We start from the raw sequence: 14,854 nt of genomic DNA on the forward strand, positions 1-14,854 counted from the left end.
TGTTATGTGCCAGTCAAGCAAGGGCGTTAAACGCCTCGGATCAGCCTGCCGGGAGACGAAGATGAAAAAGCTTACCGCCATTGCCGCCCTGTCCGCATCGACGCTTGGCCTGTCGGCCGGCGCATCCTTTGCCGACTACACACTGAACATTTTGCATTTCAACGATTGGCACAGCCGTATCGAAGGCAACAACAAATATGAATCGACCTGTTCGGCCGATGAGGAGACCAAGGGCGAATGCATTGGCGGCGCCGGCCGGCTGATCACCGCGATCGCCCAGGAACGCAAGAAGCTCGAAGGCCAGAACATACTGCTGCTCAATGCAGGCGACAGCTTCCAGGGATCGCTGTTCTACACCACCTACAAGGGCGCCGTGGAAGAGGAATTCCTCAATCAGATAAAACCCGACGCTGTGACGCTCGGCAACCACGAATTCGACGACGGCGAGAGCGCGCTGGTGCCTTACCTCGACAAGGCGAAGTTTCCGGTCGTCAGTGCCAATGTCGTGCCCAACGACAAGTCCGGCGCAGCGGGCAAGATCAAGCCGTCGATCGTCGTGGAGATCGGCGGCCAGAAGATCGGCATTGTCGGCGCCGTCACCAACGACACGCCCGAACTCGCCTCCCCCGGGCCCAACATCGCCATCGCGGACGACGTCAAGTCGATCACCGCGGAGGTCGAGAAGCTGAAGGCACAAGGCGTCAACAAGATCATCGCCGTGACCCATATCGGCTACAACCGGGAGCGCGACGTCATCGCCAAGATCCCGGGCATCGACGTGGTCGTCGGCGGCCACAGCCATACGCTTTTGTCGAATACCGATCCGAAGGCGGCAGGCCCCTATCCGACGATGGCGGACAATCCCGACGGCTACAAGGTGCCGGTCGTGCAGGCGGCGTCCTATTCGAAATATCTCGGCGAGTTCAAGGTCGTGTTCGACGACAATGGCGTCGTCAAATCGGCGAGCGGCGATCCGATCTACCTCGACAAGTCGATCACGCCGGATCCTGCCGTGCTCGCCCGCATCAAGGAGCTTGGAGCGCCGATCGAGGCCTTGAAGAACAAGGAAGTCGCCGAGACCACCGACGTGATCGACGGCAGCCGCGAGAGCTGCCGCGTCCATGAATGCGCGATGGGCAACCTCGTCTCCGACGCCATCCTCGACCGCGTCAAGGGACAGGGCGTCGAGATCGTGATCTCCAATGGCGGCGGCCTGCGCGCCTCGATCGACAAGGGCACCGTCACCATGGGTGAGGTGCTGACGGTGCTGCCGTTCCAGAACACGCTGGCGACCTTCCAGATCTCCGGCAAGGACCTGGTCGTCGGCCTCGAAAGCGGCCTCAGCCAGATCGAGGACGGCGCCGGCCGCTTCCCGCAGGTCGCCGGCCTGAAATATTCCTTCGACAAGTCGGTCGCGCCCAATGCCGGCCGGGTCAAGTCGGTCGAAGTGATGGAGAACGGCGCCTGGGCGCCGATCAATCCCGACAAGGACTATCTGGTCGCCACCAACAATTATGTCCGCCAGGGTGGCGACGGCTACAAGGTCTTCGCCGAAAAGGCCAAGAAGGCCTACGACTACGGCCCCGGCCTCGAACAGGTGGTTGCCGACTATCTCGGCGCGCATCGGCCCTACACGCCCAAGCTCGACGGCCGCATCACCGAGATTGCCGCGACCGTCGCGGCGGCACCGGCGGCAGAACCGGCAAAGCCCGCCGAACCGGCAAAGCCCGCCGAACCGGCGAAGCCAACGCCGGCCGAAGCCGCCAAGCCGGCTGAACCGGCAAAGCCCGCGGACGCGGCGCCGGCAATGCCTGAACTGCCCGCCAACTCCGGCGATATCGCCAACAAGCCGCCGGCCATATCGACAGAGGCGGCACCTGCTGAACCGGCCGAGACGGCTCCTGCACCGGCAGCACCCGCCCCGGCAGCCCCCGCGCCCGCCGAGCCGGCAAAACCCGCCGAGGCCGCGCCGGCCACGGGCAATCATGTGATCGTTGCCGGCGACACCTACTGGGACCTGGCAAAGAAGGCTTATGGCGACGCGACCAAGTGGAAGCTCATCTATGATGCCAACAAGGGTCAGAAGCCGCACCGGCTTATGCCCGGCGCATCGCTGACCATCCCGGCGAAGTAGCCTCACTTTACCTCTTCCAGCACCAAGCCTGCCTGGGAAACCCGGCGGGTTTTGTGTTTTCAGGCTAAGGTGCGGCCAGACGCTGCATTGAAAGCGCGCGCAAGATGGTTAGGTTCGCGTCTCCTGGAGAACTCTTATGACGCTTTCCACCTTCGTCGATGCCAAGGCCGCGAAAGCCATCGGCCCGTTGCCTGCCGGCCACCTGCCGGTCAAGACGGGCAAGGTGGGCGTCGTACTGGTCAATCTCGGCACGCCGGACGGTACCGATTTCAAGCCAATGTGGCGCTATCTCAGGGAATTCCTGTCCGATCCGCGTGTCATCGAGCTCAACAAGGCGATCTGGTATCCGATCCTCTATGGCCTAGTGCTCACCATGCGGCCGAAGAAGTCGGGCGCCAACTACGCCAGGATCTGGAACCGGGAGAAGAACGAATCGCCGCTACGCACCTATACGCGCGCTCAGAGCGAGAAACTGGCCGAGGCATTGCGCGACCTGCCCAATGTCGTGGTCGATTGGGCGATGCGTTACGGAAATCCGTCGACGGCTAGCGTCGTAGAGAGGCTGGTCGCGCAAGGCTGCGATCGCATTCTTTCATTCCCGCTCTATCCTCAATATTCGGCGACCACCACCGCGACCGCCAATGACCAGCTGTTTCGCGCCTTGATGAAGATGCGTCGCGCGCCTGCGGTGCGCAGCGTGCCGTCCTACCATGACGAGCCGGTCTACATCGAGGCGCTGGCGCGTTCGATCGAACAGCATCTGGCGACGCTCGATTTCGAACCCGAGGTTGTCATCACCTCCTATCACGGCATCCCGAAGCCCTATTTCGAGAAGGGCGATCCCTATCATTGCCACTGCCAGAAGACGACACGCCTGCTGCGCGAACGGCTCGGCTGGGATGACAAGAAACTGATCATCACCTTCCAGTCGCGCTTCGGCGCGCAGGAATGGCTGCAGCCCTATACCGACAAGACGGTGGAGAAACTGGGCAAGGACGGCGTGAAGTCGATCGCCATCGTCAATCCCGGCTTTTCCGTCGACTGCATCGAGACACTGGACGAGATTGGTCGCGAGGCCGCCGAAACCTTCCATCATGCTGGCGGCAAGAACTTCGCCCACATCCCTTGTCTCAACGACAGCGCCGAGGGCATGGCGGTGATCGAGGCGATGGCGCGGCGCGAACTCTCCGGCTGGGCCTGACCTCGGAACAACGGCCACTCCGGGGCGTTGAGGCGCACCTTCCGGAGCGTTCGATGCCCCGCCAACTCGACCTGAGAACTGGCCGGCCCGTCTGGTCCGCCTATCGGGCGCCTGCGGTGCCGACGACCGCGCTGAGCCGTGACGCCAAGGCCGATGTGCTGATCGTCGGCATGGGGGTCAGCGGCGCCATGATGGCCGAAGTACTGACGGCGGACGGCCATTCCGTGATCTGCATCGACCGGCGCGGACCGGTGAAAGGCTCGACCGCCGCGACCACGGCACTGGTCGAATTCGAACTCGACCAGCCGCTTTCAGTGTTGATCAAGATGATCGGCGAGTCCAAAGCGCAGCAGGCCTGGAGACGCTCGCGGCTCGCCATTTCCAATCTGGCCGGTCGTATCCAGGACCTGGCCATCGGCTGCCGCCTGTGCCGTACCCAATCGCTCTATCTGGCCGGCACCATGCTCAGCGCTTCGGAACTGCGGGACGAAACCGAAGCGCGCCGGCAAGCGGGTATCGCCGCAACCTATCTCACTCCGCAGCCGCTGGCCGAGCGCTACGGCATCGAGCGCGGCGGCGCCATCCTCAGCCACGGCAATATCGCGCTCGACCCGCGCAAGCTGACCGCCGGGCTGCTGTTGAAGGCGTTGGAGCGCAAGGCACGTTTCCACGCCCCCGTCGAGGCAACAACGATCGAGGATAATGCCGACGCGGTGGTCGTGGCGACCAAGGGTGGCCCGACGATCACGGCGCGGCATGTTGTTCTGGCCACCGGCTATGAACTGGTCGACATCGTGCCGGCGGCCGCTCACCGGATCATCTCGACCTGGGCCATAGCGACACGCCCGCAGCCGCGAAAGCTCTGGCCGCAGGCAGCTTTCATCTGGGAAGCATCCGAGCCCTATCTCTACGCCAGGGCGACAGCCGACGGCAGGGTCATCTGCGGCGGCGAGGACGAGGACTTCATCGACGAGGCACGCCGCGACGAACTGATCGCCGACAAGAGCGCGCGCATCGCCGCAAAACTTAGCCGGCTGTTTCCACGTCTCGACGTCAGGCCTGAATTTGCCTGGACCGGTTCCTTCGGCACCACGACCACGGGCCTGCCCTATATCGGCGCCATTCCGAGGCACCCGCGCATCCATGCGGTGATGGGCTACGGCGGCAACGGCATCACCTTCTCGCGGATTGCCTCGGAGATCGTCTCAGCCTCCATCGGCGGCTTCGACGACACGGATGCAGGCCTGTTTGCCTTCAACCGCTAGCTGCAGACCCGCAAACAATCCCTCATCACCTGATTGTAACATTGCTGAAACACACTTAAGTCTTTGCTGAAGCCGGCTGCGCGGGAATGGCTCGCGCGGCTTGCCTCTGAGGGAGAGCCAAATGGATTTCAGTGGTTTCGATATTGCGGTCGTCGTTCTGGTCGCGCTTGTCGTGCTGGTGCTGTTCAAAGGTATCAAGACAATTCCGCAAGGCTACAACTATACCGTCGAACGTTTTGGCCGTTACACCAGAACACTGAGCCCGGGCCTCAACATCATCACGCCGTTTGTCGACCGCATCGGCGCCAAGCTGAACATGATGGAGCAGGTGCTCGACGTTCCGAGCCAGGAGATCATCACCCGCGACAATGCCATTGTCGGTGTCGACGGCATCGCTTTCTATCAGATCCTCAACGCGGCACAGGCCGCCTACCAGGTTGCCGGCCTGCAGAACGCGATCCTCAACCTGACGATGACCAACATCCGTACCGTCATGGGTTCGATGGACCTCGACGAACTGTTGTCCAATCGCGACGCCATCAACGAGCGCTTGCTGCGTGTCGTCGACGAGGCGGCGCATCCGTGGGGCATCAAGATCACCCGCGTCGAGATCAAGGACATCAACCCGCCGGCCAACCTGATCGAATCGATGGGCCGCCAGATGACCGCCGAGCGCAACAAGCGGGCGCAGATTCTCGCCGCCGAAGGCCTCAAGCAGTCGCAGATCCTCGAAGCCGAGGGCCGCAAGGAAGCCGCCTTCCGCGACGCCGAGGCGCGAGAACGCTCGGCCGAAGCGGAAGCCCGCGCCACCCAGGTGGTGTCGGAAGCCATTTCCAAGGGCGACGTGCAGGCGCTGAACTACTTCGTCGCCCAGAAATACACCGAGGCACTGGGCAAGATCGGCTCGGCCACCAACAGCAAGATCGTCCTGATGCCTTTCGAGGCGTCGTCGCTGATCGGTTCGCTCGGCGGTATCGGCGAGATCGCCAGGGAAGTGTTCAAGGGCGATGGCCCGGCCGGCACGCAGCGGCAGGTTTCACGCCCGCCCGTCGTCAAGCCAAGCGACAATTGATATCTGCGGTTGGGAGTAGGCCATGATCGACCGTGTCATTTCCGAACTCGGCCCGTGGAGCTGGATGGTCCTGGGCTTCGTCCTGCTGGTGATGGAAATCATCGCGCCGGGCATCTTCATGCTGTGGATCGGCATCGCGGCGCTCATCATCGGCGCGGTGTCGCTGCTGATCTGGGATGCGGCCATCTGGACCTGGCAGGTCCAGGTACTCGCTTTCCTCGCGCTTTCGCTGGTCTCTGCCTATGTCGGCAAGAAACTGGTCGGCGGGCGCCATGATCCGACGGACCAGCCGCTGCTCAATCGTCGCGGCGCCCAGATGATCGGCAAGATGGCGACGCTCGCCGAGCCGATCAAGGACGGCCGTGGCCGCATCAAGCTCGGCGATACGCTGTGGCGCGTCTCCGGCCCGGATCTGCCGGCCGGCACGCAGGTCCGTGTCACGAGTGCGGCGGATACCGACCTGGAACTCACGGTGGAGCGGGTCTGAATCTTCAGACTGCGCTAAGGTATTGAGATTCAGGTCAGGCCGCGTCGAAAACGATGGCTTTCGAGAACTGGAGCGGAGCGGACATTTGGGTCCATGAGCACCGGCCTATGCCGGCCGTAGCCTCAATTGCCGCAGCCACTCATGCGTGCTTCGGTCGGCGAAGGCCGGAAGCGCAGAAAGCCGTCGTTTGCAGGCCGGCCTCACCTGAATATCGATACCTTAGGCGGCGCCGATGCGAAGCAGGTCGTGGAAGTGAACCACGCCCAGCGGCATGTTGTTCTTGGTCACCACCAGGGCGCCGATATTGTGCTCGTTGAGCAGCGCGATCGCCGTACCGGCAAGCGTCTGCGGGTCGACTGTCTTGGGCGTGCGGGTCATCACCTCGTCGACGATGACGTCGGCCAGGTTACGGTGCAGGTTGCGGGCAACGTCGCCATCGGTGATGATCCCAGCCAGTTCGCCGTTGGCGTCGACGATCAGGACGCAGCCGACCTTCTTCTGCGACAGCGTCATCACCGCTTCCGGCATCTTGGTGCCGAGCGAAGCCAGCGGAACCTGGTCGCCGACCCGCATGATCTCCGAGACCAGGGTCAGGTTGGCGCCGAGTTGGCCGCCTGGATGGAAAGTGCGGAAATGGTCCGGCGTGAAGCCGCGCGCCTCGAGCAGCGCGATCGCCAGCGCGTCGCCAATGACCAGTTGCAGCAGGGTCGACGTCGTCGGCGCCAGGCCGTGCGGACAGGCCTCCGGGGTGCGTGGCAAAAGCAGCACGACGTCGGCGGCCCGCGCCAGCGCCGATGTCTCGCCGGAGGTGATGGCGATGAGCGGAATGGAGAAGCGCCTGGAATAGGCGACGATGCCCAGCATCTCCTTGCTCTCGCCAGACCATGAGATGGCGATGATGGCGTCGTCCCTGGCGATCATGCCGAGATCGCCATGGTTGGCCTCGACGGGATGGACGAAGAAAGCCGGCGTGCCGGTCGAGGCAAGCGTGGCCGCGATCTTCGAACCGATATGGCCGCTTTTGCCGACACCGGTGACGATGAGCCGGCCTTCGATCTTCGAGATCATGTCGACGGCCTGGGCGAAAGGTGCGGCCAGGCCGTTCTCGAGCGCTTCGGCCAAGGCTGCGATCCCGGCCTGTTCGGTCGCCACCGTTCTCAGCGCCGAAGCGATCGACGCCTGCCTGTCCAGGGGCTTCTTATCGAGGGATTTCACATGCATGGGTGATGCGATTAGCGCTTTGCCGCCCGCCTGTCCAACAGAAATGGCCCCACGGATATCGGCCGAGCTGCGGGACGAATGGGCCAGCGACAGGCATGAAAACAGGAAGCTTAACGAAGGCGGTATGATTCCCTTTCGAAATCGGCGTCCGGAACCCGGCAAGGGGCCCGTCTCAACCCTCCGTTAACCATCCCCATTTACGGTTCGGTAAGTATGGCGCTCAAGGCGCCGCGCAAGCAGTGGTGGCGATGTCCGGGGTCCAGCCAGAAAAATCGACAGGACGACAGGGCAAGGCGGTCTGCGCCTTGCTGCTGGCGACCAGCATGTTTGCCTTGCTGTGCCCGGCACCGCTGCATGCCCAGGAGACGGAACTGCGCGGCGAGGTGTCCGAATCGGCGATCCTGTCCGACCAGCAGCGCAAGGCACGGCAGCTTGCCTTGGCAAGACCGGGCCAGCAGGCACCGGCCAACGCCGTGCAGGACGCACAGGCCGACACCTATCTGCCGGCCAGCGCCGGCGCCGTGCCTGACGATACGGACAGCAACGACGCAAGCGCGTCCGGCAGCATTTTCGACCCGCCGCAGTCGAGCGACGACACCTCCGCCGATACTTCGACACCGCCCAAGCCTCGCCGCCGTCCATCGACTGCCGGACAGGCGGATCGGGACAAGACCAAGGCGGGCTCCAAGACTTCCGACAAGTCGACAGACAAGTCGAAAAAGAAGAAGAAAACGACGTCCACCGATACCACCGCTTCAACGACGGTTTCCACGACGGATGCAGCCGATACGACGGACACGGGCGAGGAGACAGCCAACCGCCGTGCCCGCACCATCGACAGCGCCGACAAGCAAAAGCTCGACCCCGGTGCCGAGCGCACCGACGCCATCGAAGGCCAGAAGAAGAAGCCAGAGGACGACCCGTTCGCCGCCCCCGGCGTCAAATGGGGTTCCTTCGTCATCCGGCCGACGATCGAACAGGGCCTGACCGCCACGTCGAACGGCGATTCGAGCAGTGCCGGCAAATCGGCGCTGCTGTCGGAGACGGCGCTGCGCTTTTCCGCCACTTCAGACTGGCGCGAGAACTCCGCCGTCATCGATGGCTATGGCCTGTTCCGCGAGACGGTGTCGGGTTATCCCGTTCACAATGCGCAGGGCCGCATCGAAGGCCAGTACAATGTCGATCTCGACAACGAGCTGCGCGCCATCGCCAAGCTCGGCTACGAGGCCGTGCCGGAATCGGCGTCATCGCCGGACGCCATCGCCGGCGTCAGCACCCAGCCGCTGCGGCAGACCGTCGACGGCAGCCTTGCCGTCGAAAAGGCGGTCGGCAAGATGCAATACACGCTGACCGGCGCGGTTGCGCACGACTTCTACGGCAACGCCAAGCTTTCGGACGGCACCTCGCTGTCGCAGAAGGACCAGGACAACACGCTCTACACGGCGACTTTGCGCACCGGTTACGAAATCTCCCCCGCCCTCACCCCATTTACCGAAATCGAGGTTGGCCGCCGGACCTATGATCAGCGCATCGACAATGAAGGCTTCGAGCGCTCCTCGACGCGGCTCGGCGCCCGTGCCGGCCTGCAACTCGACATGGGTGAGAAGCTGTCGGGTGAGTTTTCCGCTGGCTGGCTGCGCGAAGCGATCGATGACAAGAGCCTGGAGCCTATTTCAGGCGCAACCGTCAACGCCGCCCTCAAATGGTCGCCCGAGCGCGGCACCACGATCGGCCTGACCGGCAGCACCACTGTCGAGACCACGACCACCGCAGGTGAAAGCGGCGACATCCTCTATTCCGGCCGCTTGACCGGCGAGCGGCAGATCCGTGCCAACCTCACCGGCAACGCGGCCCTGGGCCTCGACTGGCGCAACTATGTCGGCATCGACGGCCACGACAGGATTTTGAGCGCCGAGGCCGGGCTGACCTGGTGGCTGAACCGCTATGCCGGGCTCACCAGCAAGGTGAGGACCGAAAAGCTGACCAGCAATTTGCCAGGCCGCGACTACACCGCCAACAGCATCTATCTCGGCGTGAAGGTGCAGCAGTGAAGGCTACACTTCGTCATCCTGGGGCGTAGCAAGGAGCGAAGCGACGCAGCGCAGACCCCAGGATCCATGCCGCGACTTATGAGCGCCTCTGCGGTGGTGGGCTCGTTCCGGACCGCTTCACTCTGGGTCCATGTAACGGAATGGATCCTCGGGTCTCCGCGACGTCGCTACGCTCCTGCTTCGCCCGAGGATGACGAAAGTGTGGGGCCTAGAATGCTGCCCCGCGCCGCTCCGATGGCTTCATCTCGTCGAGAAGCGTACGGATGACGGTGGCCATGCTGTGGTTCATGTCGCTTCGCCACAGCGCGAAGGCGACATTGGCCTCGACGAAGCCTTCCGGGGAGCCGCAGTCGAAGGTGCGGCCCTGATAGTGGTAGCCGTAGAAGGCCTGCTGCTTCTCCAGCTTCAGCATCGCGTCGGTGAGCTGGATCTCGTTGCCGGCGCCCTTCTCCTGCCCTTCGAGGATCTTGAAGATCTCGGGCTGCAGGATGTAGCGGCCGTTGATGTACAGGTTCGACGGCGCGGTGCCCGTCTTTGGCTTCTCGACCATTTCGGTGATGCGGAAGCCGTGATGGGTCGGTTCGCCCCGGCCGACAATGCCGTATTTATGGGCTTCGGCCGGATCGCACTCCTGCACGGCGATGATGTTGTTGCCGGTCTCGGCGTAAAGATCGACCATCTCCTTCATGCAGCTCTTTTCCGACTGCATGATCATGTCGGGCAACAACAGCGCGAATGGCTCGTCGCCGACCAGTTCGCGCGCGCACCAGACGGCATGGCCAAGCCCCATCGGCACCTGCTGGCGCGTGAAGCTGGTCTGTCCCGGCGCCGGCTGCAGCCGCTGCAACCGGGCAAGCTGCTCGTCCTTGCCGCGCTGGGCGAGCGTGTCATAGAGCTCGAACTGGATATCGAAATGATCCTCGATGACCGCCTTGTTGCGGCCTGTGACGAAGATGAAATGTTCGATGCCCGCCTCGCGCGCCTCATCCACCACATACTGGATGACCGGCCGGTCGACGACGGTCAGCATTTCCTTGGGAACAGCCTTGGTGGCGGGGAGAAACCGCGTGCCGAGACCAGCGACTGGAAAAACTGCCTTGCGAACTCTCTTCATACGCCAATTATCCATTTGATGGCTGGCTCCGCAATCCCCGTCCGACGACATTTTCATGCCGGATTTGAGGATTACTGGCAAGACCGAGGGGAAACTCCCATCCGTAAAGCATCGAGACGTCTTTTCGTTCCAGGCATTGCCTATGGTAAACTAATTCATAACCCGGTTCGGCGATGAATGGTCTTTCCTGAGACAGAGAAGGAGGAAGAGATGTCCGTTCGCAATGCCGCAAAACGTTTCACCAGCGTCATGACGGCGGCCAGCCTCTCGTTCGCTATGCTGATGCCTGCCGGGCCGGCCTTCGCCGACGCCGGTTTCCGGCAATGGGTCGCCGGCTTCCGCGCCACGGCCGTGGCGGGCGGCGTTGCCGGCTCTGTCTACGATCAGGCGTTCAGGAGTATCAACGAACCCGATCCGGTGGTGCTGGAAAAAGCCCGCACCCAGCCCGAATTCACCGCGCCCGCCTGGGACTATTTCGACAACCGCGTCCATGACCAATCCGTCGCCGTCGGGCAACAGATGGCCAAGAAATGGAAGCCGTGGCTGGACAGGATCGAGGCGAAGTTCGGCGTCGACCGCTACATTCTGCTGGCCATCTGGTCGATGGAATCGAACTATGGCGAAATCCTCAAGCGCGACGACATCATGCGCAATGTCGTGCGTTCGCTGGCGACGCTTGCCTATGGCGATCCGAAGCGGTCCAAATATGCCCGCACCCAGCTGGTCGCGGCGCTGAAGATCCTGCAGACCGGCGACATCGACGAAGGCCACCTGATGGGCTCCTGGGCCGGCGCCATGGGCCAGACCCAGTTCATTCCCACCAGCTACCAGCATTATGCCGTCGACATGGACGGCAGTGGCAAGCGCGATATCTGGAATTCCATTCCCGACGCGCTGGCGACATCGGCCAATCTGCTGAAGAAGAATGGCTGGCAGGCCGGCAAGACCTGGGGCTATGAAGTCGCCTTGCCGGCGGGAAAACTGCCGGCCGGCTCGAAAACGCTGGCGCAATGGCAGGCGCTCGGCGTCATCAGGGCCAGCGGCAAGCCGTTCAAGAACCTCACCGACAAGGCGACGCTCAAAGTGCCGGATGGCCGCGGCGGGCCGGCGTTCCTGATGATCAGGAATTTCTCGGTGATCAAGGCCTACAACAACGCCGACAAATATGCCCTTGCCGTCGGCCTTCTCGCCGACGAGATCGCCGGCTCCAGCGGTCTTGTGCAGGATTGGAAGCGGCCTTTCACCAAGCTCAGTTTCGAGGAACGGCAGGAGCTGCAGAAGCGGCTTTCGCAACATGGACTTTACGACGGCAAGTTCGACGGCAAGATCGGCGACGGATCGAAGACCGCCATCATGGCCTATCAGGCGAAGGTCGGCTTGACCCAGGACGGGTATCCGAGCATGGAAGTGCTCAAATGGCTCCGGCAAAAATAGGGCCGGCCGTGGCGCCGTGCGCGTTTTTGGCGGAGCCACCGGGCGCAACGGCACTTTGAACTTGCGCCCGGTCCCAAAACCGGCTCGTTTTGTGGGTGGGCGCAAGGGGAGGAGGAGTGATTGGTTTCGGCCGCGCGTATCGCGATCCTTGTTCGCCGCATGCCGATCCTGATTCTGGCGATCGTCCTGCTGGTGATAGGCGCTGCCAGTGCCTTCCATGCGCCGGCCATGGCGCAGGAGCAGCAGCAAAATCGTGGCTGGTCGCTGCGCGACCTTCTGTTTCCGCGCCGCAGCGAGCGGTTTGAGCCGCCGCCGACCATCCAGAAGGCAAGACCCAAGGCGAAAAAGCCGCGCGCGCCCCGTCCGCCCGCGGAACCGGAAATCCCGGTGGTCGACAAGGCACCGGATGCCCGTACCGTCCTGGTGGTCGGCGACTTCATGGCGACCGGCCTCTCCGAAGGCCTGGACACCGCCTTCGCGGAGAATCCCGGCGTCAGGATCGTCGTTCGCTCAAATGGTTCGTCCGGTTTCGTGCGCGACGATGTCTACAATTGGCCCGAACAGATCAAGTCGCTGATCGAGACCGAGAAACCGACCGCCGTGGTCGTCATGCTGGGGTCCAACGACCGTCAGCAGATGATGGTGGGGGACGTTCGCGAGCAACCCCGGTCCGAGAACTGGACCAAGGAATACGAACGCCGCACCGATGAACTCGGCAAAGCCATCGCCAGCACCAAGGTGCCGTTCCTTTGGGTCGGCATGCCGGCCTTCCGGGTGTCGAAGATGACCTCCGACATGCTGGCCTTCAACGACATCTACCACTCGGCGGCCGAGAAGAACGGCGGCGAGTTCGTCGATGTCTGGGATGGCTTCGTCGACGAGAATGGCGCCTTCATCACCAGCGGCCCCGACATGAACGGCCAGCCGGTGCGGCTGCGCGCCGATGACGGCATCAACGTCTCGAAAGCTGGCAAGCGCAAGCTCGCCTTCTACACCGAAAAGTCGCTGATGAAGATCCTCGGTCTCGCCGCGCCCGGAAGCGTGGCGCCGGCCGCCGCACCGGCAGGCGCCCCTGTCGAGGCCCCGGCGCCGGCCGCCGCACCCATCGTCATCGACCGCACCGTGCCCATGCTGCTCAGCGATCCGGCGCTCGACGGCGGCACCGAACTGCTCGGCGCCGCGCCGCCGGCAAAGGCCAATCCGGCTCTTCCCGGCGAAAGACTGGTGATCGAGGGCAAGGCGCCGGCGGCTTCACCCGGCCGTGCCGACGATTTTTCCTGGCCGCCCAAGACAAGCTCCGCCGCCGCGGCCGCCTCGGCTGACACGACGACGGCGATCGCGCCTTAACGAGGCAGTACGCTCGTTCCCATCAAGGCCTCGTCGATCGACCGCGCCGCCTGGCGGCCTTCGCGGATCGCCCAGACCACCAGCGACTGGCCGCGGCGTACATCGCCCGCCGCGTAGAGCCTGTCGACGCTGGTCTTGTAGTCGCGATCATTGGCCTCGACATTCCGGGAGCGGCGGCTGTCGGTGGTGACCTTCATCTCCCCCTCCAGTTCCGTCACCACGCCGGCCGTCGCCGGCCCGGCAAAGCCGATGGCGATGAAGGCGAGGTCGGCGCGAATGACGAAGTCGGTGCCGGGGATCGGCTTGCGCTTCTCGTCGACTTCGCAGCATTTGACGCCGGTCAGCTGGCCCTCCTCGCCGATGAACTCGAGCGTCGCCACCTGGAACTCGCGCTCGGCGCCTTCGGCCTGCGAGGACGACGTGCGCATCTTGGTCGCCCAGTAGGGCCAGACCGCGAGCTTGTCTTCCTTCTCCGGCGGCTGCGGGCGGATGTCGAGTTGGGTGACGCGCACCGCGCCCTGGCGGAAAGCCGTGCCGACACAGTCGGAGGCCGTATCGCCACCACCGACGACGACGACATGCTGGCCGCCGGCGATGATCGGATGCGAGGGCCAGGCCACCGACTGGATCGGCTCGCCGCCGACGCGGCGGTTCTGCTGCACCAGATAGGGCATCGCGTCATGCACGCCGCCGAGATCGTCGCCGGGAATCCCGGCCGCGCGCGGCGTTTCCGAACCGCCGCAATAGAGCACGGCATCGTGTTCGGCGAGCAGTTCGGCAACAGGCTTGTCGACACCGACATTGACGCCGCAATGGAAAGTCACGCCCTCGCCCTGCATCTGCTCGATGCGGCGGTCGATATAGTGCTTCTCGATCTTGAAGTCGGGGATGCCGTAGCGCATCAGCCCGCCTGGACGGCTTTCGCGCTCGTAGACGTGAACGTCGTGGCCGGCGCGCCCAAGCTGCTGGGCTGCTGCCATGCCCGCGGGGCCGGAACCGATGATGGCGACCCGCTTGCCGGTCTTCTTCTCCGGCGGATAGGGCCTGATATGGCCGGTCTCATAGGCCTTGTCGGCTATCGCCTGCTCCACCGTCTTGATGGCGACCGGAATGTCCTCGAGGTTCAGCGTGCAGGCTTCCTCGCAAGGCGCCGGGCAGATGCGGCCGGTGAATTCCGGGAAATTGTTGGTCGAATGCAGGTTGCGGATCGCGTTGTCCCAGTCCCGGTTGTAAACGAGGTCGTTCCAGTCGGGGATCTGGTTATGGATCGGGCAGCCCGTCGGCCCGTGGCAGAACGGAATGCCACAATCCATGCAGCGCGCGGCCTGTTTCTCGACCTCCTTGTCCGACATCGGCAGCGTGAATTCGCGGAAATGCCGGATGCGGTCGGACGCCGGCTGGTACTTGTGGACCTGCCGGTCGATTTCGAGAAAGCCTGTTACCTTGCCCATAGTCCAGTTCCTGCTGTCCAGATGGTGCGGTTTTCGCCGCACCCGTTAACCTCTTGAGGCAGCCATGGCAACCTTCG

Annotated in this window: 11 protein-coding genes; 8 read left to right on the forward strand and 3 right to left on the reverse strand. The window is 63.5% G+C overall.

Translation table 11 applies throughout. The features are described 5' to 3' along the window. The first annotated feature begins 61 nt into the window (after positions 1-61). From FJ978_RS05740 to FJ978_RS05760, 5 genes are all read left to right on the forward strand, one after another. The gene (locus tag FJ978_RS05740; RefSeq protein WP_140570890.1) at positions 62-2,134 is read left to right on the forward strand and encodes a bifunctional UDP-sugar hydrolase/5'-nucleotidase; all 2,073 of its coding nucleotides are present in this window, start codon (positions 62-64) and stop codon (positions 2,132-2,134) included. Between the two features lie 136 nt (positions 2,135-2,270). Then, positions 2,271-3,335 carry a ferrochelatase gene (gene hemH, locus FJ978_RS05745; RefSeq protein ID WP_140570892.1) on the forward strand — a complete coding sequence of 355 codons (1,065 nt, stop codon included), beginning with the start codon at positions 2,271-2,273 and terminating at the stop codon, positions 3,333-3,335. A gap of 53 nt (positions 3,336-3,388) precedes the next feature. Then, positions 3,389-4,600 (forward strand): FAD-binding oxidoreductase, encoded by a 1,212-nt coding sequence (locus tag FJ978_RS05750; protein ID WP_140570894.1) that lies wholly within the window; start codon positions 3,389-3,391, stop codon positions 4,598-4,600. Between the two features lie 121 nt (positions 4,601-4,721). Beyond that, positions 4,722-5,672 carry an SPFH domain-containing protein gene (locus FJ978_RS05755; protein WP_140570896.1) on the forward strand — a complete coding sequence of 317 codons (951 nt, stop codon included), beginning with the start codon at positions 4,722-4,724 and terminating at the stop codon, positions 5,670-5,672. Positions 5,673-5,694: 22 nt separating this feature from the next. Beyond that, positions 5,695-6,159, forward strand: coding sequence for an NfeD family protein (locus tag FJ978_RS05760; RefSeq protein WP_013893137.1), 465 nt, complete (start codon positions 5,695-5,697; stop codon positions 6,157-6,159). A gap of 219 nt (positions 6,160-6,378) precedes the next feature. On the opposite strand, the gene FJ978_RS05765 is transcribed toward FJ978_RS05760, so the two are convergent. Next, positions 6,379-7,380: a KpsF/GutQ family sugar-phosphate isomerase gene (locus FJ978_RS05765; RefSeq protein WP_140570898.1), complete on the reverse strand. Its 1,002-nt coding sequence runs from the start codon at positions 7,378-7,380 to the stop codon at positions 6,379-6,381. 248 nt (positions 7,381-7,628) lie between these two features. Here FJ978_RS05765 and FJ978_RS05770 point away from each other — a divergent pair, with 248 nt between their 5' ends. After that, positions 7,629-9,431 carry an outer membrane beta-barrel protein gene (locus FJ978_RS05770; RefSeq protein ID WP_181180375.1) on the forward strand — a complete coding sequence of 601 codons (1,803 nt, stop codon included), beginning with the start codon at positions 7,629-7,631 and terminating at the stop codon, positions 9,429-9,431. Between the two features lie 208 nt (positions 9,432-9,639). Here FJ978_RS05770 and galU read toward each other — a convergent pair whose 3' ends face one another. Continuing rightward, a complete protein-coding gene (gene galU / locus FJ978_RS05775; RefSeq protein ID WP_013893134.1) occupies positions 9,640-10,545 on the reverse strand; it encodes a UTP--glucose-1-phosphate uridylyltransferase GalU in 906 nt (301 codons plus the stop codon). A gap of 210 nt (positions 10,546-10,755) precedes the next feature. Between galU and FJ978_RS05780 the strand changes: the two genes are divergently transcribed. After that, positions 10,756-11,979: a lytic murein transglycosylase gene (locus tag FJ978_RS05780; RefSeq protein WP_140570900.1), complete on the forward strand. Its 1,224-nt coding sequence runs from the start codon at positions 10,756-10,758 to the stop codon at positions 11,977-11,979. A gap of 120 nt (positions 11,980-12,099) precedes the next feature. Further along, positions 12,100-13,326, forward strand: a complete 1,227-nt coding sequence (locus FJ978_RS05785) for a DUF459 domain-containing protein (protein WP_140570902.1) — start codon at positions 12,100-12,102, stop codon at positions 13,324-13,326. Here the strand turns inward: FJ978_RS05785 and FJ978_RS05790 are convergent. Further along, positions 13,323-14,777 carry a glutamate synthase subunit beta gene (locus FJ978_RS05790; RefSeq protein WP_013893131.1) on the reverse strand — a complete coding sequence of 485 codons (1,455 nt, stop codon included), beginning with the start codon at positions 14,775-14,777 and terminating at the stop codon, positions 13,323-13,325. The genes FJ978_RS05785 and FJ978_RS05790 overlap by 4 nt on opposite strands. Positions 14,778-14,854: the final 77 nt, after the last annotated feature.

This window comes from Mesorhizobium sp. B1-1-7, assembly GCF_006442705.1.
GTDB classification, from domain to species: Bacteria; Pseudomonadota; Alphaproteobacteria; order Rhizobiales; family Rhizobiaceae; genus Mesorhizobium; species Mesorhizobium opportunistum.

What these genes read in the sequence shown, in the direction of transcription:
- FJ978_RS05790 (WP_013893131.1), bottom strand. Translation starts at nt 14,777, where the DNA reads ATGGGCAAGGTAACAGGCTTTCTCGAAATCGACCGGCAGGTCCACAAG.
- FJ978_RS05780 (WP_140570900.1), top strand. Translation starts at nt 10,756, where the DNA reads ATGTCCGTTCGCAATGCCGCAAAACGTTTCACCAGCGTCATGACGGCG.
- FJ978_RS05755 (WP_140570896.1), top strand. Translation starts at nt 4,722, where the DNA reads ATGGATTTCAGTGGTTTCGATATTGCGGTCGTCGTTCTGGTCGCGCTT.
- FJ978_RS05740 (WP_140570890.1), top strand. Translation starts at nt 62, where the DNA reads ATGAAAAAGCTTACCGCCATTGCCGCCCTGTCCGCATCGACGCTTGGC.
- FJ978_RS05765 (WP_140570898.1), bottom strand. Translation starts at nt 7,380, where the DNA reads ATGCATGTGAAATCCCTCGATAAGAAGCCCCTGGACAGGCAGGCGTCG.
- FJ978_RS05760 (WP_013893137.1), top strand. Translation starts at nt 5,695, where the DNA reads ATGATCGACCGTGTCATTTCCGAACTCGGCCCGTGGAGCTGGATGGTC.
- FJ978_RS05770 (WP_181180375.1), top strand. Translation starts at nt 7,629, where the DNA reads ATGTCCGGGGTCCAGCCAGAAAAATCGACAGGACGACAGGGCAAGGCG.
- FJ978_RS05750 (WP_140570894.1), top strand. Translation starts at nt 3,389, where the DNA reads ATGCCCCGCCAACTCGACCTGAGAACTGGCCGGCCCGTCTGGTCCGCC.
- galU (WP_013893134.1), bottom strand. Translation starts at nt 10,545, where the DNA reads ATGAAGAGAGTTCGCAAGGCAGTTTTTCCAGTCGCTGGTCTCGGCACG.
- hemH (WP_140570892.1), top strand. Translation starts at nt 2,271, where the DNA reads ATGACGCTTTCCACCTTCGTCGATGCCAAGGCCGCGAAAGCCATCGGC.